The sequence below is a fragment of the Rhizobacter sp. SG703 genome, assembly GCF_012275445.1.
GTDB lineage: Bacteria > Pseudomonadota > Gammaproteobacteria > Burkholderiales > Burkholderiaceae_C > Rhizobacter.
Window position 1 is genome coordinate 103894 of record NZ_JAAZQK010000013.1, and the last position, 24404, is coordinate 128297.

The 24404-nt window shown below is 71.0% G+C and carries 24 protein-coding genes; 11 read left to right on the forward strand and 13 right to left on the reverse strand.

Annotated features, from left to right (window positions below; genetic code table 11):
- Positions 1 to 40 precede the first annotated feature (40 nt).
- Entirely contained in the window at positions 41 to 529 is a 489-nt protein-coding gene (locus FHT26_RS24795; protein WP_246868094.1) for an NUDIX hydrolase, read from the reverse strand.
- A 79-nt stretch (positions 530 to 608) separates the two neighbouring features.
- Here FHT26_RS24795 and FHT26_RS24800 point away from each other — a divergent pair, with 79 nt between their 5' ends.
- Positions 609 to 1454, forward strand: coding sequence for a DUF2272 domain-containing protein (locus FHT26_RS24800; protein WP_168562765.1), 846 nt, complete (start codon positions 609 to 611; stop codon positions 1452 to 1454).
- On the opposite strand, the gene FHT26_RS24805 is transcribed toward FHT26_RS24800, so the two are convergent.
- The 3 genes from FHT26_RS24805 to FHT26_RS24815 are packed head-to-tail and all read right to left on the reverse strand — an operon-like array spanning position 1392 to position 3900.
- On the reverse strand, positions 1392 to 2093 hold the full coding sequence (locus FHT26_RS24805; protein WP_168562766.1) for a hypothetical protein: 702 nt from the start codon (positions 2091 to 2093) through the stop codon (positions 1392 to 1394). The two genes, FHT26_RS24800 and FHT26_RS24805, sit on opposite strands and share 63 nt — an antisense overlap.
- Positions 2090 to 3004, reverse strand: a complete 915-nt coding sequence (locus tag FHT26_RS24810) for an aldo/keto reductase (RefSeq protein WP_168562767.1) — start codon at positions 3002 to 3004, stop codon at positions 2090 to 2092. Before FHT26_RS24810 ends, FHT26_RS24805 begins: the two co-directional genes overlap by 4 nt.
- A 23-nt stretch (positions 3005 to 3027) precedes the next feature.
- Positions 3028 to 3900, reverse strand: a complete 873-nt coding sequence (locus FHT26_RS24815) for an NAD(P)H-binding protein (protein WP_168562768.1) — start codon at positions 3898 to 3900, stop codon at positions 3028 to 3030.
- Between the two features lie 112 nt (positions 3901 to 4012).
- Between FHT26_RS24815 and FHT26_RS24820 the strand changes: the two genes are divergently transcribed.
- Positions 4013 to 4927 (forward strand): LysR family transcriptional regulator, encoded by a 915-nt coding sequence (locus FHT26_RS24820; protein WP_168562769.1) that lies wholly within the window; start codon positions 4013 to 4015, stop codon positions 4925 to 4927.
- A 9-nt stretch (positions 4928 to 4936) separates the two neighbouring features.
- On the opposite strand, the gene FHT26_RS24825 is transcribed toward FHT26_RS24820, so the two are convergent.
- Positions 4937 to 5557, reverse strand: a complete 621-nt coding sequence (locus tag FHT26_RS24825; RefSeq protein WP_168562770.1) for a flavin reductase family protein — start codon at positions 5555 to 5557, stop codon at positions 4937 to 4939.
- A gap of 48 nt (positions 5558 to 5605) precedes the next feature.
- Positions 5606 to 5878, reverse strand: coding sequence for a DUF4242 domain-containing protein (locus FHT26_RS24830; protein WP_168562771.1), 273 nt, complete (start codon positions 5876 to 5878; stop codon positions 5606 to 5608).
- Between the two features lie 124 nt (positions 5879 to 6002).
- Between FHT26_RS24830 and FHT26_RS24835 the strand changes: the two genes are divergently transcribed.
- On the forward strand, positions 6003 to 8549 hold the full coding sequence (locus FHT26_RS24835; protein WP_168562772.1) for an ATP-binding protein: 2547 nt from the start codon (positions 6003 to 6005) through the stop codon (positions 8547 to 8549).
- A gap of 76 nt (positions 8550 to 8625) precedes the next feature.
- Here the strand turns inward: FHT26_RS24835 and ypfJ are convergent, their stop codons facing one another.
- The 6 genes from ypfJ to eat all read right to left on the reverse strand — a co-directional run bounded on the left by ypfJ (position 8626) and on the right by eat (position 14139).
- Complete coding sequence (gene ypfJ / locus FHT26_RS24840; protein WP_168562773.1) at positions 8626 to 9501, reverse strand: KPN_02809 family neutral zinc metallopeptidase; 876 nt, start codon at positions 9499 to 9501, stop codon at positions 8626 to 8628.
- 58 nt (positions 9502 to 9559) lie between these two features.
- Positions 9560 to 9853, reverse strand: a complete 294-nt coding sequence (locus FHT26_RS24845; RefSeq protein ID WP_168562774.1) for a hypothetical protein — start codon at positions 9851 to 9853, stop codon at positions 9560 to 9562.
- Between the two features lie 98 nt (positions 9854 to 9951).
- Positions 9952 to 10533 carry a deoxycytidylate deaminase gene (locus FHT26_RS24850; protein ID WP_168562775.1) on the reverse strand — a complete coding sequence of 194 codons (582 nt, stop codon included), beginning with the start codon at positions 10531 to 10533 and terminating at the stop codon, positions 9952 to 9954.
- Positions 10534 to 10573: 40 nt separating this feature from the next.
- Positions 10574 to 11332, reverse strand: a complete 759-nt coding sequence (gene eutC, locus FHT26_RS24855; protein ID WP_168562776.1) for an ethanolamine ammonia-lyase subunit EutC — start codon at positions 11330 to 11332, stop codon at positions 10574 to 10576.
- Positions 11329 to 12735, reverse strand: a complete 1407-nt coding sequence (locus FHT26_RS24860; RefSeq protein WP_168562777.1) for an ethanolamine ammonia-lyase subunit EutB — start codon at positions 12733 to 12735, stop codon at positions 11329 to 11331. Before FHT26_RS24860 ends, eutC begins: the two co-directional genes overlap by 4 nt.
- 6 nt (positions 12736 to 12741) lie before the next feature.
- Complete coding sequence (gene eat, locus FHT26_RS24865; protein WP_168562778.1) at positions 12742 to 14139, reverse strand: ethanolamine permease; 1398 nt, start codon at positions 14137 to 14139, stop codon at positions 12742 to 12744.
- Positions 14140 to 14406: 267 nt separating this feature from the next.
- Between eat and FHT26_RS24870 the strand changes: the two genes are divergently transcribed.
- The gene (locus FHT26_RS24870) at positions 14407 to 14946 is read left to right on the forward strand and encodes an Mpo1 family 2-hydroxy fatty acid dioxygenase (protein WP_168562779.1); all 540 of its coding nucleotides are present in this window, start codon (positions 14407 to 14409) and stop codon (positions 14944 to 14946) included.
- A gap of 32 nt (positions 14947 to 14978) precedes the next feature.
- Complete coding sequence (locus FHT26_RS24875; RefSeq protein WP_210427578.1) at positions 14979 to 15971, forward strand: MBL fold metallo-hydrolase; 993 nt, start codon at positions 14979 to 14981, stop codon at positions 15969 to 15971.
- A 10-nt stretch (positions 15972 to 15981) separates the two neighbouring features.
- Here FHT26_RS24875 and FHT26_RS24880 read toward each other — a convergent pair whose 3' ends face one another.
- The gene (locus FHT26_RS24880) at positions 15982 to 16803 is read right to left on the reverse strand and encodes an undecaprenyl-diphosphate phosphatase (RefSeq protein ID WP_168562780.1); all 822 of its coding nucleotides are present in this window, start codon (positions 16801 to 16803) and stop codon (positions 15982 to 15984) included.
- A 107-nt stretch (positions 16804 to 16910) separates the two neighbouring features.
- On the opposite strand from FHT26_RS24880, the gene FHT26_RS24885 reads away from it, so the two are divergent.
- From FHT26_RS24885 to FHT26_RS24910, 6 genes are read left to right on the forward strand one after another with little or no spacing between them, the layout of a single operon-like run.
- A complete protein-coding gene (locus tag FHT26_RS24885; protein WP_168562781.1) occupies positions 16911 to 17564 on the forward strand; it encodes a TetR/AcrR family transcriptional regulator in 654 nt (217 codons plus the stop codon).
- On the forward strand, positions 17561 to 18730 hold the full coding sequence (locus FHT26_RS24890) for an efflux RND transporter periplasmic adaptor subunit (protein ID WP_168562782.1): 1170 nt from the start codon (positions 17561 to 17563) through the stop codon (positions 18728 to 18730). The genes FHT26_RS24885 and FHT26_RS24890 overlap by 4 nt, the downstream gene beginning before the upstream one ends.
- Positions 18731 to 18736: 6 nt before the next feature.
- Positions 18737 to 21952 carry an efflux RND transporter permease subunit gene (locus tag FHT26_RS24895; protein WP_168562783.1) on the forward strand — a complete coding sequence of 1072 codons (3216 nt, stop codon included), beginning with the start codon at positions 18737 to 18739 and terminating at the stop codon, positions 21950 to 21952.
- Positions 21949 to 22602 (forward strand): protein-L-isoaspartate O-methyltransferase family protein, encoded by a 654-nt coding sequence (locus FHT26_RS24900; RefSeq protein ID WP_168562784.1) that lies wholly within the window; start codon positions 21949 to 21951, stop codon positions 22600 to 22602. The genes FHT26_RS24895 and FHT26_RS24900 overlap by 4 nt, the downstream gene beginning before the upstream one ends.
- Positions 22603 to 22635: 33 nt before the next feature.
- Positions 22636 to 22974 (forward strand): rhodanese-like domain-containing protein, encoded by a 339-nt coding sequence (locus tag FHT26_RS24905; RefSeq protein WP_168562785.1) that lies wholly within the window; start codon positions 22636 to 22638, stop codon positions 22972 to 22974.
- A gap of 31 nt (positions 22975 to 23005) precedes the next feature.
- Positions 23006 to 24340: a TolC family outer membrane protein gene (locus tag FHT26_RS24910; protein WP_168562786.1), complete on the forward strand. Its 1335-nt coding sequence runs from the start codon at positions 23006 to 23008 to the stop codon at positions 24338 to 24340.
- Positions 24341 to 24404: the final 64 nt, after the last annotated feature.

Below are 24404 nucleotides of genomic sequence, written 5' to 3' on the forward strand. Positions count from 1 at the left end.
GACGTACTGCGTCCCGTCCGACCGGCAACCGCAGCGGGCATCAGCCTGCACGCTGGTCGCGCTGCACGACGTGCCGGAAGGACAGTTCCTGCGCTCCCAACGCATCGACCAGGAAACAGGGCCGCAGGTCGACTTCGCCCAAGGCCGAACGCGCAAACCATGCAAACACGAGTTCGCGCGTGCCTTCGACGCCCCTGTAAGGGCCGGGGCCGGCGAGCACCGGGCTTCCGGCCTGCGGCTCGGCCATGAAGTACAGGCCGACTTCATGCTGCCGTTCGCCACCGTAGACGAAGAAGTTCTCGACCAGCAGCACGAGCGGACCGGCTTCGATGACGAGGCCGAGCTCTTCGTGCAGTTCACGCGCGACGGCGATGGCTGCTTCTTCGCCCGACTCCACCCGCCCGCCGGGCAGGGCCCAGAAATCGTCGCCTTCTGCCCGGTGCAGCAGCACGTCGTCGCCACGGACGACGATCGCCGCGGCCCTCAGGTGGAAGCGATGCGAACCCGCATCGAAGGAAATCATGCCCATGGCGGTCTCCGGACCTGGTTGAACGAGGGTGGGCGACTGTAGCCGCGACGGCAGGTCGCCTGCGCCGACAATCCTCCCGATGCGCCCCCTTCGCGACACGCACCTGTTCCGCGCCGCGCGCTTGCTGCTGGCCACGCTGCTCGTCGCCGGCTGCGTCACGCGCGGCCCGGTCGTGCCCACGACCGTCGGGCCGGAACGCATCGCACGGATGCTGCAGATCGCCGAGGCCGAGTGGCAGCGCTGGGGCTCGCCGCGGGTCGGCACGACGGCCGATGGCGCGCAGTGCGCGCTGCTGGCCTCCGGCGAGTGCGCCGAGGTCGACGACGGCTGCGGCCGCGAGATGACGGCGGCGCTGTGCCCGGTCGTCAACGGCTACTGGGCCTCGCTCGGGCCCGGCGGCGCCGGCGGCATCGAGCGCCACACCTGCCCGCTGACCGACCAGTGCGAGGCGCGCTGGCCGCCCGAATGGGGCCCGCCGCACTGGACACCGGCCTGGTCGGCGGCCTTCATCAGCGCGGTGCTGCGGCGCGCCGGTTTCGGTGAGTCGGAGTTCCGCTTCGGCAAGTCGCATGCGGACTACATCGTCGCGGCGCGCGACCACCTGACGTCAGCGCATGACGTCGTCCCGACGCCCGCGGTCGCGCTGCCCGGCGACCTGGTCTGCGCACTGCGCGAAGGTGCCCGCATCGCGCCGGCCGAGATCGACCGCATCACCGCCGGCGAGACGCCGACGCCGATGCACTGCGACCTCGTCGTGCGCGTCGACTTCGCCGCGCACCGGCTCGAAGCGATCGGCGGCAACGTGCAGCAAGCGGTGTCGCGCAGCACGGTCGAGCTCGACGAGCAGGGCCGCGTCGCCGCGCTACCCGGGTCCGGGCGCGCATGGAACCTGGTGATGCGCCTGCACACCGAGCCGCTCGACTGACGCCGCGGCATGGCGCGACGCCGCCATCGTCGCGTGCAGCGCGACGCTGACCGCGCACCACGCGAGCGGCACGACCCACAGCAGGCGCAGCCCGCGGCGCGCCGCCGCGGTCGACGGCTCGGCGAGCAGCAGCAGCGCCAGCGTCGCCAGCACCGTCGGGTCGGGTGCGAGGCCGACGAACTCGGCCTGCCGCCACGGGCGCCCGAGCACCGACGCGATCCACGGATGACCGAGCACCGCCCACGCCGCCAGCACCATCCCGGATCCCACCCGCCAGCGCCGCGTCGACAGGGCGACCCCGCCGCGCAGCGCCACCAGCAGCAACCCGACCGCCTGCAGCCCGAACGCCGCCACGGCGTAGGTGGCCGGCCAGAAGATCGGCGCGAAGCGTTCGAGCAGGAAGGCCCAGGCGGTGAACCCCCAGCACAGCGCGACGAAGGCGAGCGCCCCGCGCAGCATGCGTTCGTCGCGCCCGCCGCGTGGGCGCCACGCCAGCCAGGCCGACCAGGCCAAGGCCACCGCCATCACGGCCCACGGCATCGGCCACCACGCGTCGTTCAGCGATTCGAACAGCCGCCCGTAGAGGCGCGGCGAGAACATCAGGAAGCTCGACGGCCGGTAGGTCCACCACTCGCTCACAGCGCGCCGACCTCGCGCGCCATCCGTTCGCGCAACGCCGCATCGGGCAGGCGCCCGCGCGCCGCCGCCATGTTCTCGCGCAGGTGCGCCACCTGGCTGGTGGCCGGGATCGCGCAGGTCACCGCCGGGTGCGAGACGACGAACTTCAGCGCGACCTGCGCCCAGGTCGTGCAGTCGATCTCGGCCGCCCAGCCCGGCAGGCGCCGGCGCGCCAGCACATCGATCAGCGCACCGCCGCGCAGCGGCCGGTTCACCAGCACCGCGATGCCGCGCTGCTGTGCCAGCGGCAGCAGGCGCTGCTCCGCCTCGCGGTCGACCAGGTTGCAGGTGAGCTGCACGAAATCGATCGGCTGCGTGCGCATCACCTGCTCCAGCTCGGCGTGGCGCCGGCCTTCGGAGGTGGTGATGCCGACATAGCGCAGCTGCCCTGCCTTTTTCATGTCGAACAGCCGCGGCAGGTGCTCCTGCCACGACAGCAGGTTGTGCACCTGCATCAGGTCGAAGCGCGGCACGCCCCAGAGGGCGCGCGAGGCCTCGATCTGCGCCGCGCCGCGCTGCGCGTCGCCGATCCACACCTTCTCGGCCGAGAACAGTGCCGCCGGCCGCCCGAGCTGCGCCAGCGCGTGGCCGATGGTCGGCTGCGACGAGCCGTACATCGGCGACGAATCGATCAGCCGGCCGCCTTCGGCGAAGAACGCGCGGACCACCTCGGTGCAGGCATCGCGCGCGGCGAGGTCGCGGCCGACGTTGAACGTGATCCAGCTGCCCAGCCCGATGACGGGCAACAGCTCGCCGCTCGACGCGACGCGCCGCTCGAGCGCCGCAGCGGCACGGGCCGGCGCCGCGCCGAGCAGCGCGCTGGCGGCCAGCCCGCCGAGCCAGTCGCGCCGGGTGCAGGGATCGATGCGCATGCACCGATTCTGCGTCGCGCCGGTCAACGCGGGGGCATCAGCCCCACGAGCTGCTCGACCACGTCGGCCAGCGGGGTCGTGCCGCGGACCGGCGTCGCCGCGCCGCCCTCGAAGCGGATCCAGCCCTCGTTGAAGCCGTCCAGCATCCGGATGCGCGGCTCGGGGTGGCGCATGCCCTGGCTGCGAAACAGCGCGTCCCATCCCGCACGCGGCACCGCTTCGGCCCGCACGGGCCGGCCGAGTGCCTGCGACAAGGCTGCCGCGATGTCATCCGGGCTGACCGGCGCCGGACCGTCGAGTTCGACGATGCGCCGCCCCTGCCCCGCTTCCATCAGCAACTGCGCCGCGACGCGCCCGATGTCGGCCGTGGCCACCATCGGCACCCGCCGGTCCGTCGGCTGCAGGAAAGCCGGGATGGCGCCCTGGTTGCGCGCCGCATCGACATCCCAGCGCAGGTTCTCGATGAACCACGACGGCCGCAGGATCGTCACGTCCAGAGGCAGCGCCGACCACACCTCTTCCATCAGCGTGTGCTGGCTCAGCAGGTTGGCCTGCGCCGCCTGCGCGCCGATCGTGGACAGGCAGACCACCCGCGCCGGCCGCGCGGTGCGCAGCGCGTGGTCGAGTGCCGCGGCCGCCGCGCGCGCCTCGGGAAAGCCCGGCGCCGGATCGAACACCGGCGGCGGCAGCACGAACACGCTCGTCGCGCCGTCGAACGCACGCGCCAGCGCGGCAGCATCGTCCATCGACGCCAGCGCGAGCTCGCAGCCGAGCGCCGCCCACGCGCGCCCCTTGCCGGCGTCGCGCACGACGGCGCGCACCCGTTCGCCGCGCGCCAGCAATTCGCGCGCAACCGCGCCCCCGACCTGGCCGGTGATTCCGGTGATGGCATGCATGAAGATGTCCTTTCGTCGTTTCGAGGGATCGAATCGTAGGAATCGGGTGGCTTTGAGTAAATATCTCCAGCGGCATATCATTGCTGACACCGAATCACGAATCGAAACGACGATGACCCTCGATGGCCGATTGCTCTCCAACGTCGGCGTGCTCGCCGCGGTGATCGAAGGCGGCAGCTTCGTGCGCGCGGCCGACGCGCTGGGCATCACGCCGTCCGGCGTCAGCCGGGCCGTTGCGCGGCTCGAGGCGCGCATCGGCGTGCGCCTGCTCGACCGCACGACGCGCTCGCTGAACCTGACCGACGAAGGCCGCCGGCTCTATGCCGACATCAACCCGCTGGTGATCGGCATCGAAGACGCGGTGACGCATGCCACCCGTTCGTCGGGCGCCGTGCAGGGCCGGCTGCGCGTCAACACCGATGCGTTCACGTCGCGGCTGCTGCTGGCGCCGCACCTGCCGCGTTTCCTCGCGCTGCATCCCGACCTGACGCTCGAGCTGATCGCCCGCGAGCAGCTCGGCGACCTGGTCGGCGAGGGCTTCGACCTCGCAGTGCGCTTCGGCGAACCGCCGAGTTCGTCGCTGGTGGCGCGCAAGCTGCTGGAGAGCCGCATCGTCACCGTCGCGTCGCCGGCTTACCTGAAGCAGCACGGCCGCCCGGCCGCGCCCGCCGAGCTGGCCCGGCACGCCTGCATCCAGGTGCGCGACATGGCGACCGGCCAGCCGTTCGCCTGGGAGTTCCTGCGCGGCCGCAAGCGCCTGAAGGTGCCGACCGCCGGCCGCCTGATGCTGACCGACCCCGGCACGCTGCTCGAAAGCTGCCTGGCCGGCACCGGCATCGCGCAGATCAAGGCGATCGGCATCCAGGACCGGCTCGACCGCGGGCAACTGGTCGACCTGTTCCCCGACTGGCCCGACGAGCGCTTCCCGCTGTATGCGCTCTACCCGTCGCGCCAGTGGCCGCCGGCCAAGGTGCGGGCCTTCATCGAATTCGTCGTCGAGGTGCTGAAGGCGACGCCGCCCGCATGACGCGACACCTCACAGCTCGTCGATCGCATTCGAGCGCTGCGCATCGATCGCGAAGCGCTCGTTCGTCGTCACGTAGAAGCTCGCGCCGAAGCGGCCCACCGGGTGGTAGTCCTGCAGGCGCACGCGCCAGCGCTCGGCGTCGACCAGCCCGTCGCGCACCGCGAGCCACAGGATGCGGCCGAGGAAGACGTAGCGGCTGTCGGTCTCGAGCGTCTCGTGCAGCACGCATTCGAACGCCACCGGCGCCTGCGCGATGCGCGGCGGCGCGACGCAGCGCGACGGCACGGCGGTGAGCCCGGCGTGGTCGAGCTCGCCCAGGTGCGCCGGCAGCGCGGTGCCGCAGGCGTGCATCTGCGCGCTCATCGCCTCGTCGGTCAGGTGCACGACGAACTCGCCGCTGCGCAGGATGTTGGCGGCGGTGTCCTTCAGCCGGCCGTCGTGCAGCCGGTTGACGCTGATGAACACCAGCGGCGGGTCTTCGCCGAGCATGTTGAACATGCTGAACGGCGCGGCGTTGACGACGCCGTCGGCACCGAGCGAGGTGACCAGCGCGATCGGCCGCGGCACGATCAGGCTGGCCATCAGCTTGTAGCGCTCGTAGGCGCCGAGCTCGCGGAAGTCGATGTCCATCGGCGCGGTCACGCAAGAACGGTGCCGCGCCGGCGGCTCACACGGGGCTCACTCCGCTGTCGCGGGCTCGATCACCGAGCGCACCTGCGAGACCCGGTTGGCCGGGAAGCCACCCAGTTCTGCATGCCGTCGCACCGTGGCCGCGTCGGGCGCCTGGTAGATGCAATAGACGCGGTCGTCGGTCACGTAGCTGTGCACCCACTGGATCGCCGGGCCCATGCTGTTGAGCACGCCGCACGACTTTCGGGAGATGGCCTTCAGGTCTTGCGGTGTAAGCTGGCCGGCGCCGGGGATGTCTCTCTCGATCACGAACTTGGGCATGTCGCACTCCTGTGGGGGTTGAGGTGCCCGATGCTCCTGCACGGGGCCCGCCCGGTCATCAAGCGCGTCTGAATTCCGCATGAATTCGACCGTGGATGCGCTGCCACCCGAGGAGCGAACCGCCATGCCCACCCTGTACCGTTTCGGCGATTTCGAACTGCAGCCCGGGCAGCGCCTGCTGCTGCGCCACGGCCAGCCGCTGACGCTCACCGCCCGCGCATTCGGCGTGCTGCTCGCGCTGGTCGAGCGCGCCGGGCAGCTGGTCTCGAAAGACGAGCTGATGCAGCGCGTCTGGGCCGGCCTGGTGGTCGAGGAGAACAACATCGCGGTCCACGTCGCGCAGCTGCGCAAGCTGCTCGGCGCGCCGGCGATCTCGACCATCGCCGGCTGCGGCTACCGCTTCGCGCTCGAGGTCTCGCGCGGCGATGCGCAGCCCGCCGAGCCGGCCCGCGACACCCTGTCCGACGACCTCCCCGGCAACCTGCCGGCCCGCACGCCGGCGCTGATCGGCCGCGCACACGAACTGGCCGAGCTGACCGCGCTGCTCGACGCCCACCCGCTGGTGACGGTGTGCGGCGGTCCCGGCGTCGGCAAGACGCAGCTCGCGATGGCCGCCGCCGCCCGGCGGCGCGACCGGTACCGCGACGGCACCTGGTGGATCGACCTGGCACCGCTGACCGACGGCGCGCAGATCGCGCCGACCATCGCCGGCGCGATGGGCCTGAAGCCGGTGGCCGGCGAAGACACGCTGGCCGCGCTGGCGCGGCGCCTGAAGCCGCGCGCGCTGCTGCTGGTGCTCGACAACGCCGACCACCTGGCGCCCGAGGTGGCCCGGCTGGCCGCGGCATTGGTGCAGGCGACGCCGCGGGTGTCGGTGCTGGTGACCAGCCAGGTGCCGCTGCGCGACCCGGCGCAGCGGCTGCTGCGCCTCGGGCCGCTCGGGCTGCCGGCGCCGGGCGCGTCGATCGACGAGGCCGAGCGCTGCGGCGCGCTGCAGTTGCTGGCCGAACGCGCGGCCGGGGCCGGCAGCCCGCTGCCGCGCGATGCCCGCAGCATCGATGCGGCCATCGACATCTGCCGCCGCCTCGACGGCAATGCGCTCGCGATCGAACTGGCGGCGGCGCGGCTGCCGGCGCTCGGGCTGGACGCGCTCGCCGAGCGGCTGCAGCAGCGCCTGGGGCTGCTGGCGCCGCTGCCGCAGGTGCCGGCGTCGCGGCAGAACGCGCTCGCCGCGGCGCTCGACTGGAGCCACGGGCTGCTCTCGCCGACCGAGCAGCAGGTGTTCCGCCGGCTCGGCGTGTTTCCCGGCGCGTTCGAGCTCGACCGCGCCGCGCTGTGCCTGGCCGACGAGCGCCTGCCGGCGCCGCGCGTCATCGAGACCTTGCTCGACCTGGCCGACCGCTCGCTGCTGAGCGTCGACCGCGCCAGCGCGCCGCGCTACCGGCTGCCGGAGAGCGTCCGGCTGCATGCGCTCGACAAGCTGCAGGCCTCGGGCGAAGCGGCGGCGGTGCGGGCCGCGTTCGCGCGCGGCATGCGCGCGGTGTTCGACGAGGCGTATGAAGACCACTGGCGGTCGAACCCGCAGGGCGCGCCGGGGGCGTGGCGCGAGCGCTGGGCGCCCGAGCTCGACGACCTGCGCGCCGCGCTCGACGAAGCCACTGCGAACGACCCGGACACCGCGGTCGCGCTGTACGGGTCGTCGTCGCCGCTGTGGGGCGCGCTGCTGCTGCAGGCCGAGGCCCGCGAGCGCGGCGAGGCGCTGGTCGGCCGGCTGTCCGATGGCTTGCCGAAGCGGGTGCTCGCGCGCTTCTGGGAGGCCGTGGCCCGCGCGCACAGCACCGAATACCCGCTGCGCTGCCGCGCCGCCGCCGAGCTGGCGGCGCAGCGCTATGCCGAGCTGGAAGACGCGCGCGGCGAGTACCTGGCCTGGGCCGAGTTCGCGCTGAACTGGCGCATCGACCACCCCGAGGCGCGGCGGGCGCTGGCGCGCGCGAAGGCGATCGAGGACCCGCGCTGGCCGGCGCCGGTGCTGACGCACGGCCGCACCACCGAGGCGGTGCTCGACTTCACCGGCGGCGACGCCGAGCGGGCGCGCGAGACGCTGCTGTCGCTGGTGGCGCTGTGCGAGCGCGACGGCTACCTCGAAGGCACGTTGCGCACCGGCGCGAACCTGGTCGACATCGACCGCCACACCGGCCGCACCGCCGATGCGATCCGGCGCGGCGAGGCGCTGCTGCCGCGGCTGCCGCCGGGGCGGGCGTCGGCCAACGAATTCACGCTGTTCGCGAACCTGGTCGGCGCGCTGCTCGACCACGGCGATGCGGTGCGCGCGCGGGCGGTGGTCGGCGAGTGCGCGCGGCGGTTGCGGCGCCTGCCGGAAGACAGCTGCATGTGGTCGATGCTCGACCTGTTCGGCCGGCTGCATGCGCTGTCGGGTCGGCCCGATGCGGCGGCGCGGCTGGCCGGCGCGTCGGTTCGCAACTACCGCGAACGCGGCCGGCTGGTGCGGCAACCGAACGAGGAGAACGACCGGTTGCGGCTGGCCGAGCTGCTGGCCCGGCACCCCGATGCCGCCGAGCTGGCGGCATGGCAGGCCGAAGGCGAGCTGCTGGCGATCGGCGAGGCCTGCGAACTGGCGTTCGAGGCGGGCAACCACCCCCGGTCGTCCTGAGCCTGTCGAAGGACCTGCTCGCAATCGCCGGGGCTTCGACAAGCTCAGCCCGAACGGGTGTATTCCGCTCAGCTTCTCAAAGCTGCCGCGCCTCGAAGGTGTTGCACTGCTCGACGCTGCCGGTCTGGAAGCCGCGCTTGAACCAGCTGACGCGTTGCGCGCTGGTGCCGTGCGTGAAGGTTTCCGGCACCACCGTGCCCTGCGACTTGCGCTGCAGCGTGTCGTCGCCGATCTGGGTCGCGGCGTTCAGCGCCTCTTCGACGTCGCCCTGCTCCAGGATCTGGCGCGCGTTCTGCGCGTCGTGGGCCCAGATGCCGGCGAAGCAGTCGGCCTGCAGCTCCAGCCGCACGCTCAGCGCGTTCTGCTGCGCCTCGCTGACGCGCCCGCGCATCGCGTCGACCTTGCCGCTGATGCCCATCAGGTTCTGCACATGGTGGCCGACCTCGTGCGCGATCACATACGCCTGCGCGAAATCGCCGGGCGCGCCGAGCCGCGTGCGCATCGTCTCGTAGAAGCTCAGGTCGATGTAGACCTTCTGGTCGCCGGGGCAGTAGAACGGCCCCATCGCGGCCTGGCCGCGGCCGCAGGCGGTCGGCTCGCTGCCGCGGAACAGCCGCAGCTTCGGCTCGCGGTAGGTGCTGCGCATCTGCTGGAACTTGGCGCGCCAGACGTCTTCGGTGTCGGCCAGCACGACCGAGACGAAGCGGGCCATCTTGTCGTCGGCCGGCGGCTTGCCGGCGGGCGCCTGCTGCTGCGTGGGCACCGCCCCGCCACCGCCGCCGCTCAGCAGGCTCAGCACCGTCAGCGGGTTGACGCCGAAGACCCAGCCGGCGACCAGCGCGATCGCCACCGAGCCGATGCCGATGCTGCGACCGCCGAAACCGCCGCCGCCACCACCGCCGCTGCGGGCGTCTTCGACGTTGTCGCTCTCGCGATTGCCTTCCCACTTCATCCTGTTCCCCCGGCTGGTGGCTGGAGGGGCCATGGTAACGAGAAGGCCCGCGGCGGGCTCAATGGATGTCGGGGTCGCTCGCGAGGTACAGGCCGAACAGCTGCAGTGCGGCGCGCTGCAGCGCCGCATCGGCGCTGCCATGGGCCACCGCGATGCGCTCGTAGGCGTAGGGCCGGTCGAACATCATGCGGGCGATGTTGACCGGGGTTCCCTCGCGGGCCATCAGCGTGCGAAAGCCCGACAGCGCGAGCAGGTCGGCAATCAGCGGCCGCTGGCGCAGGGCGTCAGGCGCCGGCGGCAGCTGCGACGGGGAGAACTGCGACGGAGAGAACGAATCTGTCAGGGCCGGCATGAGACCTCCATGCATCGCGGCGCGAGACCTGCGCCGTGCTGCACACGATAGCCAGCAGGCGCGGCCGGCAATCCGGCGATATGGCAGGCGCGGCGGGGCTACTTCGGCGGCGGAGATGCCGGCGGCGGCGGTTCGCCGGCAGCCACCGCGCCATGCACCACCGGCCCGGTGTCGCGGATGAAGTCGTCGAGCTTGTCGCACCACTCGGCCGCGGGCGCTTCGAGTTGCTCCAGCGACAGCACGTCGATGCCGGCGTCGGCCAGCATCTTGTCGGATGCCTGGTTCAGCGCGACCTGGTGGGATTTCTTCTCGAGGAACACCACCCGCTTGATGCCGACCTGGATGATCGACTGCACGCAGCGCGGGCACGGGAACTGGGTGGTGTAGATCGTGCTGGCGGTGAGCGGCAGCACGACGCAGTTCAGGATCGCGTTCACCTCGGCATGCACGATGTAGCTGTGGCGCGACTGCACCGGATCGTCGTCGATGTCGCTCCAGTACGACGGATCGTCGTCGTCGCAGCCGCGCGGCAGGCCGTTGTAGCCGACGCCCAGGATCTTGTTGTCGGCGCTCGCGATGCAGGCGCCGTTGCGCTTGCGGCCGTCCTTGGAGCGGGCCGCCGCGAGCAGCGCGACGCCCATGAACATCGAATGCCAGTGGATCAGCGGGGTGTTTTGCATGACCGCGATGTTAGGGCCGGTCGGTCTGCGGCTTCGTCCGTCACGCCGGCGGCAGCTCGGCCACGTCGCTGCGGTCCTTCAGGCCCACGCCGCTCAGCTGCAGGCGCAGCGATTCGCCGGCCAGCCACACCAGCTTGCGCGCGGCCTGCGCATACGGCATGCCTTCGGGCCGCACGTTCGAGATGCAGTTGCGCTCGGCGTCGCTGCGCCCGCGCCGCGGCGCCCAGGTCAGGTAGGCGCCGAGGCTGTCCGGCGAACTGAGCCCCGGGCGCTCGCCGATCAGCATCACGACCAGCCGCGCCTTCAGCAGCTCGCCGACCGGGTCGCCGAGCGCGACCCGGGCCTGCCGCGCGACGACGACCGGGCCGAAGGTCCAGGCGGGTGGCGCCTGCGCGCGGACCTCGGCGATCAGCGGCGCCGCATGGCGGCTCACCGCCAGCGACGACAGGCCGTCGCCGACCACCAGTTGCACGTCGAAGCCGCCCGGCTGGTCGGCCAGCCGCGCCATCGAGGCTTCGTCGAGCCGGCGGCCGAGGTCGGGCCGCAGCAGGTAGGTCGCGCGATCGGGTGCCGCGCTGTGCACCTGCAGCGCCGGCCAGCCGGCCTGCTGCAGCGTCGCGCACAGCGCGTCGGCATCGAGCGGCAGGTGCACCGCATCGCGCGCCTGCGCATGGGCCACGCCGAAGCGCAGCAGCTCGCCGGTCGGCAGGCTGACCCCGGCGCGGCCGAGCGCCACCCGCGCCGCGGTGTGCCGGCGCAGCCCGTCCCACGGATCGCGGGTGATCGGGTCTTCGGTCATGCCGCGAGCCTCGGCAGGTCCATGCGCTCGATCAGGCTGTGGCCGGCCGCGATCGGCAGCACGCGGCCGGCCTCGTCGGTGATGCGCATCTTGTGCAGCCAGGCCTCGAACTCCGGCGCGCGCTGCAGGCCGAGCAGCTCGCGCAGGTACAGCGCGTCGTGGAACGAGGTGCTCTGGTAGTTGAGCATGATGTCGTCGGCGCCCGGCACGCCCATGATGAAGCTCAGCCCGGCCGCGCCGAGCAGCGTCATCAGCGTGTCCATGTCGTCCGGATCGGCTTCGGCATGGTTGGTGTAGCAGACGTCGCAGCCGAGCGGCAGGCCCATCAGCTTGCCGCAGAAGTGGTCCTCCAGCCCGGCGCGGATGATCTGCTTGCCGTCGTACAGGTACTCCGGGCCGATGAAGCCGACCACCGTGTTGGTCAGCAGCGGCGAGAACGCCCGCGCGACCGCGTAGGCGCGGGCCTCGCAGGTCTGCTGGTCGACGCCGTGGTGCGCGTCGGCCGACAGCGCCGAGCCCTGGCCGGTCTCGAAATACATCACGTTGGCGGTGGCGGAGTCGCCGACCGTCGCGCGCTTCAGCGACAGCGCGGCGGCCTGCGCCTCGCGCAGCAAGGCCAGGTCGATGCCGAAGCTCGCGTTCGCCTTCTGCGTACCGGCGACGGACTGGAACACCAGGTCGACCGGCGCGCCGGCCTCGATCGCCTGCACGGTGTTGGTGACGTGGGTCAGCACGCAGGACTGGGTCGGGATCTCGAAGCGGCGGATCAGCTCGTCGAGCAGGTGCAGCAGGTCGACCAGCGCCGGCATGCTGTCGCTGACCGGGTTGATGCCGATCACCGCATCGCCGGCGCCGTAGAGCAGGCCGTCGAGCATCGACACCGCGATGCCGCGCGGGCTGTCGGTCGGGTGGTTCGGCTGCAGCCGCACCGAGAGCCGCCCGGGCAGCCCGATGGTGTTGCGAAACCGGGTGACGACGCGGCACTTGCGCGCGACGAGGATCAGGTCCTGGTGGCGCATCAGCTTGCTGACGGCCGCCGCGATCTCGGGCGTGATGCCGGGGCGCACGCGCGCCAGCGTGGCTTCATCCGCCGCATCGCAGAGCAGCCAGTCGCGGAAGCCGCCGACCGTCAGGTGCGACAGCGGCGCGAAGGCCGCGCGGTCGTGCGTGTCCACGATCAGCCGCGTGATTTCGTCGTCTTCGTAGGGCACCAGCGCCTCGTCGAGGAAGTGCTGCAGCGGCAGGTCGGCCAGGCACATGCGCGCGGCCATGCGCTCGGCGGCGCTGCCGGCCGCGATGCCGGCGAGCTGGTCGCCGGAGCGCGCCGGCGTCGCGCGCGCCATCACCGCCTTCAGGTCGGCGAACTGCCAGGTCTGCGAGCCGATGGTGTGGCGGTAGCGCATGGAGCCTCAGGGGTGCGCGGCGTGCTCGGTGGCGAGGGCGGTGGCACGAGCAGCGGCCCGCCGCTCGCGCCCGCTGACCAGGAAGAGCACGGTGGCAGCGGCCATCAGCCCGGCGAAGATCAGCGACAGCAACAGGTTGTACCAGACCATCGCCACCAGGCACAGCAGCGCGAGCACCAGCGCGATGGCCGGAAACACCGGGTAGCCGATGGCGGGGAACGGCCGTGCGAGGCCGGGCTCCTTCTTGCGCAGCGCAAACAGGCTGAGCATCGACATGATGTACATCACGATCGCGCCGAACACCGACATCGTGACGATGTTGGCGGTGAGCGTCTGGCCGCCGAACGAGAACAGCTCGTCGCTGAAGATCGCCGCGATGCCGATCACGCCGCCGGCCAGCACCGCGCGGTGCGGCGTGCCGAAGCGCGGGTGGATGGCGGCGAGCCAGGCCGGCAGGAAGCCGGCGCGGGCCAGCGCGAACATCTGGCGCGAGTAGCCGAGGATGATGCCGTGGAACGAGGCCACCAGCCCGAACAGCCCGATCCACACCAGCATGTGCAGCCAGCCGCTGTTCTCGCCGACGACGGTCTTCATCGCCTGGGGCAGCGGGTCGTTGATGTTGGAGAGCTTGCGCCAGTCGCCGACGCCGCCGGCGAACACCATCACGCCGATCGCCAGCAGGACCAGCGTGACGATGCCGGCGATGTAGGCGACCGGGATGGTGCGTCGCGGGTCCTTCGCTTCTTCGGCGGCCATCGCGACGCCTTCGATCGCGAGGAAGAACCAGATCGCGAACGGGATGGCCGCGAACATGCCCGACAGCGCGAGCGGGCTGAAGCTGTCCTGCCCGGCCCAGCCGTGGGCGGCGAAGTTGGCCACCGAGAAGCCCGGGGCGACGACGCCCATGAAGACGAGCAGCTCGAAGATCGCGAGCACGGTGACGATCAGCTCGAAGGTGGCGGCGGTGCGCACGCCGACGATGTTGAGCGCCATGAAGACGACGTAGGTCCCGCAGGCCATCAGCTTCGGGCTGGCGGCCGGGAACTGCACCTGCAGGTAGGCGCCGATGGCCATCGCGATGGCGGGCGGCGCGAACACGAACTCGATCAAGGTGGCGAAGCCGGCGATCAGGCCGCCGACCGGGCCGAAGGCGCGGCTCGCGTAGGCGAACGGGCCGCCGGCATTCGGGATCGCGGTGGTGAGTTCGGTGAAGCTGAAGATGAAGGTGGTGTACATCGCCGCGACGACGGTGGCGGTGACCAGGAACCCGAGGGTGCCGGCGCTGGCCCAGCCGTAGCTCCAGCCGAAATACTCGCCGGAGATGACCAGCCCGACGGCCAGTCCCCACAGGTGCCAGGCGTTCAGCGTGGCTTTGAGATGACCTGTCTGTTGACCCGTTTGCATGAAAGCTCCAATCGCTCAGGACAAGGTTGGAAGGGGACTGCTTTGCTCGGATCATCGTCGCAAGAATTGTTCCGCGCGTCGCGGTGGGTGAGGGGATGGGCTGGGAGCGCCAATCAGGACGGGCCGATCTGTCCGGCGAGCCACAGCCTCCCCACCCGCGCCTTTGCCCCGTGCAGGTCTTCACAGTCCCTGACTTGCACTCGCCAGCAACCGCTCTAAGATGGCCCCATCCGACCGCAGCCCTGGCCTCAGACCACGGAGAACACCATGACGAGACAACGTTCGGCCCTGGACCTCCTGTCGCAGTACGCGGCTTACCACCGCGACCGCCGCAACATCACCACCCATTTCGCCGGCATCCCGCTGATCGTGTTCGCGGTCGGCGTGCTGCTCGCCAAACCCGCCTTCACGCTCGGCAACCTCGCGCTGACCCCCGCCTGGATCCTCTGGGGGCTCGCGACGGTCTGGTATCTGACGCGGGGCAACCTCGCGCTCGGGCTCGCGGTCAGCCTCGTCAACGGGGTGCTGATGGCGCTCGCACAGCAAGTCTCGGGCGGCAGCCTCGCCAGCTGGCTCGGCTGGGGCATCGGCAGCTTCGTGCTCGGCTGGGTCATCCAGTTCATCGGCCACTACTACGAAGGACGCAAGCCGGCCTTCGTCGACGACATCGTCGGGCTGCTGGTCGGGCCGATGTTCGTCACCGCCGAAGTCCTGTTCGCGCTCGGCTGGGGCCGCCCGCTGCTGGCCGAGATCGAGCGGCGCGTGGGCCCGACCGTGCTGCGCGACCTGGCGCATCCGGCTGCCTGATTTCGTGACCGCTGTTTCGTGACCGCTGTTTCGTGACCGTCCGCCAGGTTCGGCGCGCCGCGCTGGTGCTGGCGGCGCTGCTGGCAGTGGCCATCGCGTTCGTGGTCGTCCAGGCCCGGCGTCATCCCTCGCTGGATGACTTTCAAGCCCTGAACCTGCCGGCCGCGCCCGCCGGCGCGGCGGTCACGGTGCGCTTCGCCGGCGTGGCAACGCTGCTGTTCGACGACGGCGAAACCGCCTGGATGACCGACGGCTTCTTCTCGCGCCCGGGTATGGGTACGACCTTCTTCGGGCGCATCGGCCCCGACGCCGCCACGATCGACAGCGCACTGAAACGCCTCGGCGTCACCCGACTCGCGGCCGTGGTGCCGGTGCACTCCCACTACGACCACGCGATGGACTCGCCGACCGTCGCGCTGCGCACCGGCGCGGTGCTGGTCGGCTCCAACTCGACGATGCAGATCGGCTTCGGCGCCGGGTTGCCGCCGGCCCAGTTGCGCGAGGTGCGGCCCGGCGACACCGTCGCGCTCGGCAGGTTCAAGCTGACGTTCATCGCGTCGCGCCACAGCCCGACGCCGTGGAGCGACGGGGTGTCGGTGGAGAACATCATGGCGCCGGTGGTGCCGCCGACGCGGGCGCCGGCCTGGCGCGAAGGCCAGGTGTGGAGCATCGTCGTCGAGCATGCATCCGGCGGCCGCTGGCTGATCGAGGGCAGCGCCGGCTTCATCCCCGGCGCGCTGGCCGGCCGGAAGGTCGACACGGTGTTCCTCGGCGTCGGCACGCTCGGCCGCAAGGACGACGCCTACCGCAGCGCCTACTGGCACGAGACGGTGCAGCTGACCGGCGCGAAACGCGTCGTGCCGATCCACTGGGACGACTTCTGGCTGCCGCTGGATCAGCCGCTGCAGGCGATGCCGCTGCTGTTCGACGATTTCGGCGCGACGATGGCCGACCTGTCGCGGCGGGCCAAGCAGGACCGGGTCGAGCTGCGGATGGCGCCGCTGTTCACGCCGTTCGCGCCGTAGCGCCGCCCATTCAATCCGCCCAGGTGACCACGCCGCTCCAGGCCGTCACCAGCACCACCACGCCGAACACGATGCGGTACCACGCGAACGGCACGAAGGTGTGCGTCGAGATGTAGCGCAGCAGCCAGCGCACGCAGAAGAACGCCGAAATGAAGGCGGCGACCATGCCGACCACCCACATGCCCAGGTCGTCGGCCGACAGCAGCGCGCGCTCCTTGTACAGCGAGTAGACCGACGCGACACCCAGCGTCGGGATCGCCAGGTAGAAGGTGAACTCGGTCGCCACCTGGCGCGACAGCCCGAACAGCATGCCGCCGATGATGGTGGCGCCCGAACGGCTGGTGCCGGGGATCAGCGCGAAGGCCTGCGCGATCCCGACCTTCAGCGCGTCCAGCGGCGTCATCTCGTCGACCGACTGCACCCGCACGCTGTGCTGGCGCCGCTCGGCCCACAGGATGATCAGCCCGCCGACGATGAAGGTCGTGGCCACCGTCGGCGCGTTGAACAGGTTGGCCTTCAGCATCTTGCCGAACAGCAGGCCCAGCACCGCCAGCGGCAGGAACGCGATGCCGACGTTCAGCAGCAGCCGGCGCGCCTTCGGGTCGTGCCCCAGCCCCCCCAGCACGCCGCCGATGCGGCCGCGGAATTCCCACACCACCGCCAGGATCGCCGCCGACTGGATCACGATCTCGAACAGCTTGCCCCGCGCGTCGTTGAAATGCATCAACGACCCCGCCAGGATCAGGTGCCCGGTGCTCGACACCGGCAGGAACTCCGTCAGCCCCTCGACGACGCCCATCACCGCCGCCTTCAACAACAGTACGAAGTCCAATCGCGTTCCCCGGCAAAAAATGGAGCGCCGATGATAGCGGCCGCCTTCGGCTTGACCCTGGCGGCCCCCATCGCCTACATTACTGACCAGTCAGTCAGTACCGGTCCATGAGTACCCCCCACCCGATCCCCCGTCAACGCCGCAAAGAGGCCCGTCCGCAGGAGCTGCTGGATGCGGCATTGGCGCTTTTCTCTGAAAAGGGTTTCTCCGCGACCCGGTCGGAAGAGGTCGCGGCGGCGGCCGGGGTGTCCAAGGGCACGCTCTACCTCTACTACCCGAGCAAGGAAGAGCTGCTGAAGGCGGTGATCCGCGAACGGGTGTCGACCGAGATCCAGAGCGGCGTCGACGAGGTGCGCGCCTTCAGCGGCAGCAACGCCCGGGTGCTGCGCGAGGTGCTGCCGCGCTGGTGGCTGCGCATCTTCGAGAGCCCGGCGTCGGCCGTCTTCAAGCTGATCGTCACCGAGGTGCGCAACTTCCCCGACATCGCCGAGTACTACGGCGAGCAGGTGGTCGAGCCGGGCTCGCAGCTGGTCGGCGGCGTCGTGCAGCGCGGCATCGACGCCGGCGAATTCCGCCGGGTCGACGTCGAGTCCACCGTGCACTCGCTGATCCTGCCGATGGTCATGCTGTGCATGCACAAGCACTCGCTGGGCGCCTGCTCGCCGGTGCCGTCGCTGATGTCCCCGCACGATTTCGTCTTCCAGCACATGGACACCGTGACCCGCGGCATCGAGCTCCACCCGAAGCTCGACCTCTCATGAAGCGCTGGGTGAAGTGGGCCGTCCCGGTCGTCGTCGTCGTGCTGGTCGGCGGCTTCGTCGCCCGGGCGCTGAGCGCCCGCAAGCAGCAGCAGGCCGCGCTCGGCACCGCCCGGGCGCCGGCGGCGCTGGAGCTCGCGCCCGGCGACCTGCTGGTGCTGCACCCGCAACCGTTCGCCCGCACGCTCGCGGTATCGGGCGGCCTGAAAGCCGTCAACAGCGCGGTGGTGCGCGCGAAGGTCGCGGCCGAGGTCAAGTCGCTGACGGTGCGCGAAGGCGACAGCGTGAAGGCCGGCCAGGTCATCGGCCAGCTCGACACCACCGAGGTCGACTGGCGGCTGCGCCAGGCCGAGCAGAACGCCGCATCGGCGCGCGGCCAGCTCGACATCGCGCGCCGCACGCTCGAAAACAACAAGGCGCTGGTGGCCCAGGGCTTCATCTCGTCGACCGGGCTCGAGACCTCGGTGTCGAACGAAGCGACCGCGAACGCCAACTACCTCGCCGCGGCAGCCGCCGTCGAACTCGCACGCAAGGCGCGCACCGACACGCAGCTGCTCGCGCCGATCGCCGGCATCGTCTCGGTGCGCGCCGCGCAGCCGGGCGAGCGCGTCGCGGTCGATGCCAGGCTGGTCGAGGTGGTCGACCTGTCGCGCATCGAGCTCGAAGCGGCGATCGCGCCGGAAGACGTCGGCGCGGTGCAGGTCGGGCAGGCGGCCACGCTGCAGGTCGACGGCCTCGCGGCGCCGGCGCAGGCGAAGGTGGTGCGCATCAACCCGAGCACGCAGGCGGGCACGCGCGCGGTGATGGTCTACCTCGAACTGCTGCCGCAACCCGGGCTGCGCCAGGGGCTGTTCGCCCGCGGTGCGATCGAGCTGGAGCGCAAGACGGCGCTCGCGGTGCCGGCCGGCACGGTGCGCGTCGACCAGGCCCGGCCCTATGTGCTGGCCGTCGTCGACGGCGTGGTGCGACAGCGCAGCGTGACGCTCGGCGGCCGCGGCAGCATCGCCGGCAGCCTGGAGCGCGACAGCCAGGTCGAGCTCGCCGCCGGCGTCGCCGACGGCGCGACGCTGCTGCGAAGCACCGTCGGCCAGGTGCGCGACGGCACCGCGGTGCGCCTGGCCGCTCCCGCTTCGGCGGCCGACCCGGCCTCGGCCGCCGCCGGGCGCTGACACGCCATGTGGTTCACCCGCGTCTCGATCGGCAACCCGGTGATGGCCACGATGGTCATGCTGGCCTTCGTCGTGCTCGGGCTGTTCAGCTACCAGCGCCTTGCCGTCGACCAGTTCCCGAACATCGACTTCCCGACCGTCGTCGTGCAGATGGACTACCCCGGCGCGTCGCCGGAGATCGTCGAGAGCGAGGTCACGAAGAAGATCGAGGAGGCGGTCAACACCGTCGCCGGCATCAACTCGCTGTACTCCCGCTCGTACGAGGGCACCGCGGTCGTCATCGTCGAGTTCAACCTCGATGTCGACGGGCGCAAGGCCGCCGACGACGTGCGCGAGAAGGTCGCGCTGATCAGGCCGAACCTGCGCGACGAGGTCAAGGAGCCGCGCATCTCGCGCTTCGACCCGGCCAGCCAGCCAATATTCAACGTCGCGGTGCTGTCCACCGACGGGCAGCGCTCGCCGCAGGAGCTGACCACCTGGGCCACGCAGGTGCTGCAGAAGCGGCTCGAGAACGTGCGCGGCGTCGGCGCGGTCAGCGTGATCGGCGGCGTCGAGCGCGAGATCAATGTCTACGTGCGGCCGGCCGCGCTCGATGCGCTGGGCCTGAGCGTCGACCAGGTCGTCGCCGCGGTGAAGAGCGAGAACCAGGAACTGCCGATGGGCTCGATCCGCACCCGCGAGCAGGAGCGCGTGGTGCAGGTCAACGCGCGGCTGAAGCGGCCGGAAGACTTCCGCGAGATCATCGTCGCGCGGCGCGGCCCGAACGGCGGCGCGGCGGTCAAGCTGTGGCAGGTCGCCGACGTGGTCGACGGCCCGCAGGAGATCGAGAGCCTCGCGCTCTACAACGGCCAGCGCACCGTGCTGCTGTCGGTGCAGAAATCGCAGGGCGAGAACACCATCGAGGTGGTCGACGGGCTGAACAAGGCGCTGGCCGATTCCGCCGCGCTGACGCCGCCCGGCATCCGCGTCGAGGTCAACCGCGACAGCTCGCGCGGCATCCGCGTCTCGGTGGCCAACGTCAAGCGCACGCTGTTCGAGGGCGCCGCGCTCACCGTGCTGATCGTCTTCCTGTTCCTGAATTCGTGGCGCTCGACCATCATCACCGGCCTGACGCTGCCGATCGCGCTGATCGGCACCTTCCTGTTCATGTACGTGTTCGGCTTCACGATCAACACCATCACGATGATGGCGCTGAGCCTGTGCGTCGGGCTGCTGATCGACGACGCGATCGTCGTGCGCGAGAACATCGTGCGCCATGTGCAGATGGGCAAGAGCGCGCGCCAGGCGGCGCTCGACGGCACCAACGAGATCGGGCTGGCGGTGTTGGCGACCACGTTGTCGATCGTCGCGGTGTTCCTGCCGATCGGCTTCATGGGCGGCATCGTCGGCAAGTTCTTCCACGAGTTCGGGCTGACCATCGTCGCCGCGGTGCTGATCTCGATGTTCGTCAGCTTCACGCTCGACCCGATGCTGTCGAGCGTCTGGAACGACCCGGCCGCGCACGGCGTGCACCGCGGCCCGCCGGTCACGCTGTATGACAAGACCGTCGGCCGCGTCACCGGCGCGTTCGACCGCTTCACGCTCTGGCTGTCGCATGCCTATCAGGAGATCCTCGGCTGGGCGCTCGGCCACAAGCTGGCGACGCTGGGCATCGCGCTCGCGACCTTCGTCGGCAGTTTCTTCCTGATCCCGGTGCTCGGCGCTGAGTTCGTGCCGAAGGCCGATTTCTCCGAGACGCAGGTCAACTTCTACACGCCGGTCGGCTCGTCGATCGAGGTCACCGAGCTGCGCGCAAAGCAGATCGACGCGGCGCTGCGCGAGATGCCCGAGGTGCGCTACACCGTCACCACGATCAACAGCGGCAATGCGCTGGGCAAGATCTACGGTTCCACCTACGTCCGGCTGGTCGATCGCCAGGACCGCAGCCGCAACCTGAACGAGCTCAGCGTGCCGCTGCGCGAGCGGCTGTCGCGCATCCCCGGCATCACCGTCACCAACATCGGGCCGACCGACCTGGGCGGCGGCAAGAGCCTGCAGTTCTCGATCCAGGGCGCCGACCTGGCCGAGCTCGCGCGGCTGTCGGCCCAGCTCGACCTGAAGCTGCGCGCGATCCCGGGCCTGGTCGACCTCGACACCACGCTGAAGCCCGACAAGCCGACCGTCGCGATCGACGTGAAGCGCGACGCCGCCTCCGACGTCGGGCTGAACGTCAACGCGCTCGCGAACAGCCTGCGCACGCTGGTGGCCGGCACCACGGTGGGCAACTGGCGCGCGCCGGACGGCGAGAACTACGACGTCAACGTGCGCCTGACGCCCGACAGCCGCCACACGCTGGAAGACCTGCAGCGCCTGCCGATCAACGTGGGCGCGGCGGCCGACGGCTCGGCGCGCTCGGTGCGGCTGTCGCAGGTGGCCGACGTGACGCCGTCGACCGGCCCGAACCAGATCAACCGGCGCGACCTGAACCGCGAGATCAACATCGACGGCAATGCCTACGGCCGCAGTTCCGGCGACGTGTCGGCCGACATCCGCCGCGCGCTCGACGGCATCAGCTGGCCGCCCGGCTACCGCTACGTGTTCGGCGGCTCGACGAAGAACATGAACGAATCGTTCGCGTACGCGGTCGGTGCGCTGGCGCTGGCAGTGGTGTTCATCTACATGATCCTCGCGAGCCAGTTCCGCAGCTTCCTGCAGCCGCTCGCGCTGATGAGCTCGCTGCCGCTGACGCTGATCGGCGTGGTGCTGGCGCTGCTGATGTTCCGCTCGACGCTGAACATGTTCAGCATCATCGGCATCGTGATGCTGATGGGGTTGGTGACGAAGAACGCGATCCTGCTGGTGGACTTCGCGATCCGCTCGCGGGCCGGCGAACACAAGGGCGAGCACGGGCTCGACCACGACGAGGCCCCGATGACCCGCGAGCAGGCGCTGCTGCACGCGGCCGAGGTGCGGCTGCGGCCGATCCTGATGACGACGCTGGCGATGATCTTCGGCATGGTGCCGCTCGCGTTCGCGCTGTCCGAAGGCTCGGAGCAGCGCGCGCCGATGGGCCAGGCGGTGATCGGCGGGGTGATCACCTCGTCGCTGCTGACGCTGGTGGTCGTGCCGGTCATCTACTGCTACCTCGACGACCTCGCCACCTGGGCGAAAAGCAGGTGGGCGCCCCCTAAAATGCCGGGTTTGCCCTCACCCCACCCTGCCTCCGGAGGAACGCCGCCATGACCGTCGAACAAGCCCGCTTCAACATGATCGAGCAGCAGATCCGCCCGTGGGACGTGCTCGACCCCGGCGTGCTGGCATTGCTGGGCGTGATCAAGCGCGAGGACTTCGTGCCGGCCGCGTACCGGGCGATGGCCTTCATGGACACCGAGGTGCCGCTGCCGGGCGGCCAGCAGATGCTGGCGCCGCGCGTCGAGGCCCGGCTGCTGCAGGAACTGAACGTGCGCCGCCACGAGCGCGTGCTCGAGATCGGCGCCGGCTCCGGCTTCATGGCCGCGCTGCTGTCGCACAAGGCGCGCCAGGTGGTGACGCTCGAGATCGTGCCCGAGCTGGCCCGGCTGGCGGCCGACAACCTGCGCCGCGCCGCGGTCGCGAACGTCAGCGTGGTCGAGGGCGACGGCTCGAAGAAGCTGCCGACCGCCGGCCCGTTCGACGTGATCCTGCTGTCGGGCTCGGTCGCCGCGGTGCCGCCGTCGCTGCTCAACGAACTGAAGGTCGGCGGGCGCCTCGCCGCGATCGTCGGCCAGGAGCCGGTGATGCGCGCGACGCTGGTCACCCGCGTCGGCGAGGCCGATTTCCGCAGCGTCGAGTTGTTCGACACCGTCGCGCCGCGGCTGCTGGGCTTCGACGAGCCGTCGCGCTTCCATTTCTGATCTCCGACCACTGATCCACGGACACACGGCCCCATGCAACAGCTTCGAGTCACCGACGTGCAGGCCCTGCTGGCGAGCTTCGGCCCGGATCGCCGGCCGGTGATCCTCGACGTGCGCGAGCCGTGGGAGGTGCAGACCGCGTCGCTGGCGGTGCCGGGCGTGCGCACCGTCTGCATCCCGATGCGCGAGATCCCGCAGCGGCTGGGCGAACTGGATGCGACGCAGCCCGTCCTGGGTTTGTGTCACCACGGCATGCGAAGTCTGCAGGTCGTCGCATTCCTCGAGCGCGCGGGCCATGCCGACGTGTACAACATCGCCGGCGGCATCGACGCGTGGTCGCGCGAGGTCGACGCGTCCGTGCCGCTTTACTGATTCCTGATCACCCTCCCCCAAGGAACGTCCCATGTCCGCTGTGTCCCCGACCCGTTTGCCGAAGCCGAGCCGCCTGGTGCTGGCCTGCGCCGCCTTGTTCGGTGCCGCGCCCTTCGCGCAGGCGCAAAGCCTGGCCGAGCTCTACGACACGGCGCGCGGCTACGACGCGACCTACCTGGCGGCCAAGGCGCTGGCCGAGTCGGTGCAGTACAAGGCCGAGCAGGCGCATGCGCTGCGCCGTCCGCAGGTGGGGGCCCAGCTGCAGGCGGCGCGCAGCGACAGCGAATCGCCGCTCAGCGAATCGACCAGCCGCTCCGGCACCGCCGGCCTGAACGCGTCGCAGACGCTCTTCAACCGCGCGAACGACAAGACCATCGACCAAGCCGACCTGGGCGTCGACATCTCGCGTGCCGACCTGGAAACCGCCGAGCAGGACCTGATCGTCCGCATGGCGCAGGCCTACTTCGACGTGCTGGCGGCGCAGGACGCGCTGGCCACCGCCCAGGCCAACAGGAGCGCGATCGCCGAGCAGCTGGCGTCGGCGAAACGCAACTTCGAGGTCGGCACCGCGACCATCACCGACACCCGCGAGGCGCAGGCCCGCTTCGACCTGGCCACCGCGCAGGAGATCGCGGCCGACAACGACCTGCGCACCAAGCGCATCGCGCTCGACCAGCTGGTCGGCCGCGACGGCGTCGCGCCGAAGCCGCTGGCGACCCCGGTCGCGCTGCCGGCGACCACGCCGAACAACGTCGAGGCCTGGGTGTCGCAGACCGACACCGCGCCGACGGTGCGCCGCGCGCAGCTCGGCTACGACATCGCGAAGCTCGAGACCGAGAAGGCTCGCGCCGGCCACCTGCCGACAGTCGGCCTGACCGGCAGCTACGGGCGCGGCCACACGTCGATCACGAAACCGGTGGATGCATCCGGCCGCGTCACCAGTTCCGACGTCGCGCTGACGATGACGGTCCCGCTGTTCGCCGGCTTCTCGATCCAGAACCGCGTGAAGGAAACGCTGCAGCTCGAAGAGCAGTCGCGCAACCTGCTCGACTCGGCGCGCCGCGGCACCGCGCAGGCGACGCGCCAGGCGTTCTTCGGCGTGCAGTCGGGCCAGGCGCAGGTGACGGCGCTGGAGGCCGCCGAGTCGTCGAGCCAGCTCGCGCTGGAGGCGACGCAGCTCGGCTACAAGGTCGGCGTGCGGGTGAACCTGGACGTGCTGAACGCGCAGACCCAGCTGTTCAATGCGCGGCGCGACCTGGCGAAGGCGCGCTACGACGTGCTGGTCAACAGCCTGAAGCTGCGGCAGGCCGCCGGGCAGTTGAAGCCGGACGACCTGCGCGCACTCAACGCGCTGATCGCAAAGTAGTCAGCCCCCCAGTCGTCGCTTCGCTCCTCCTGCCCCCAAGGGGCGCCACGCCAGGGGGCCGGCA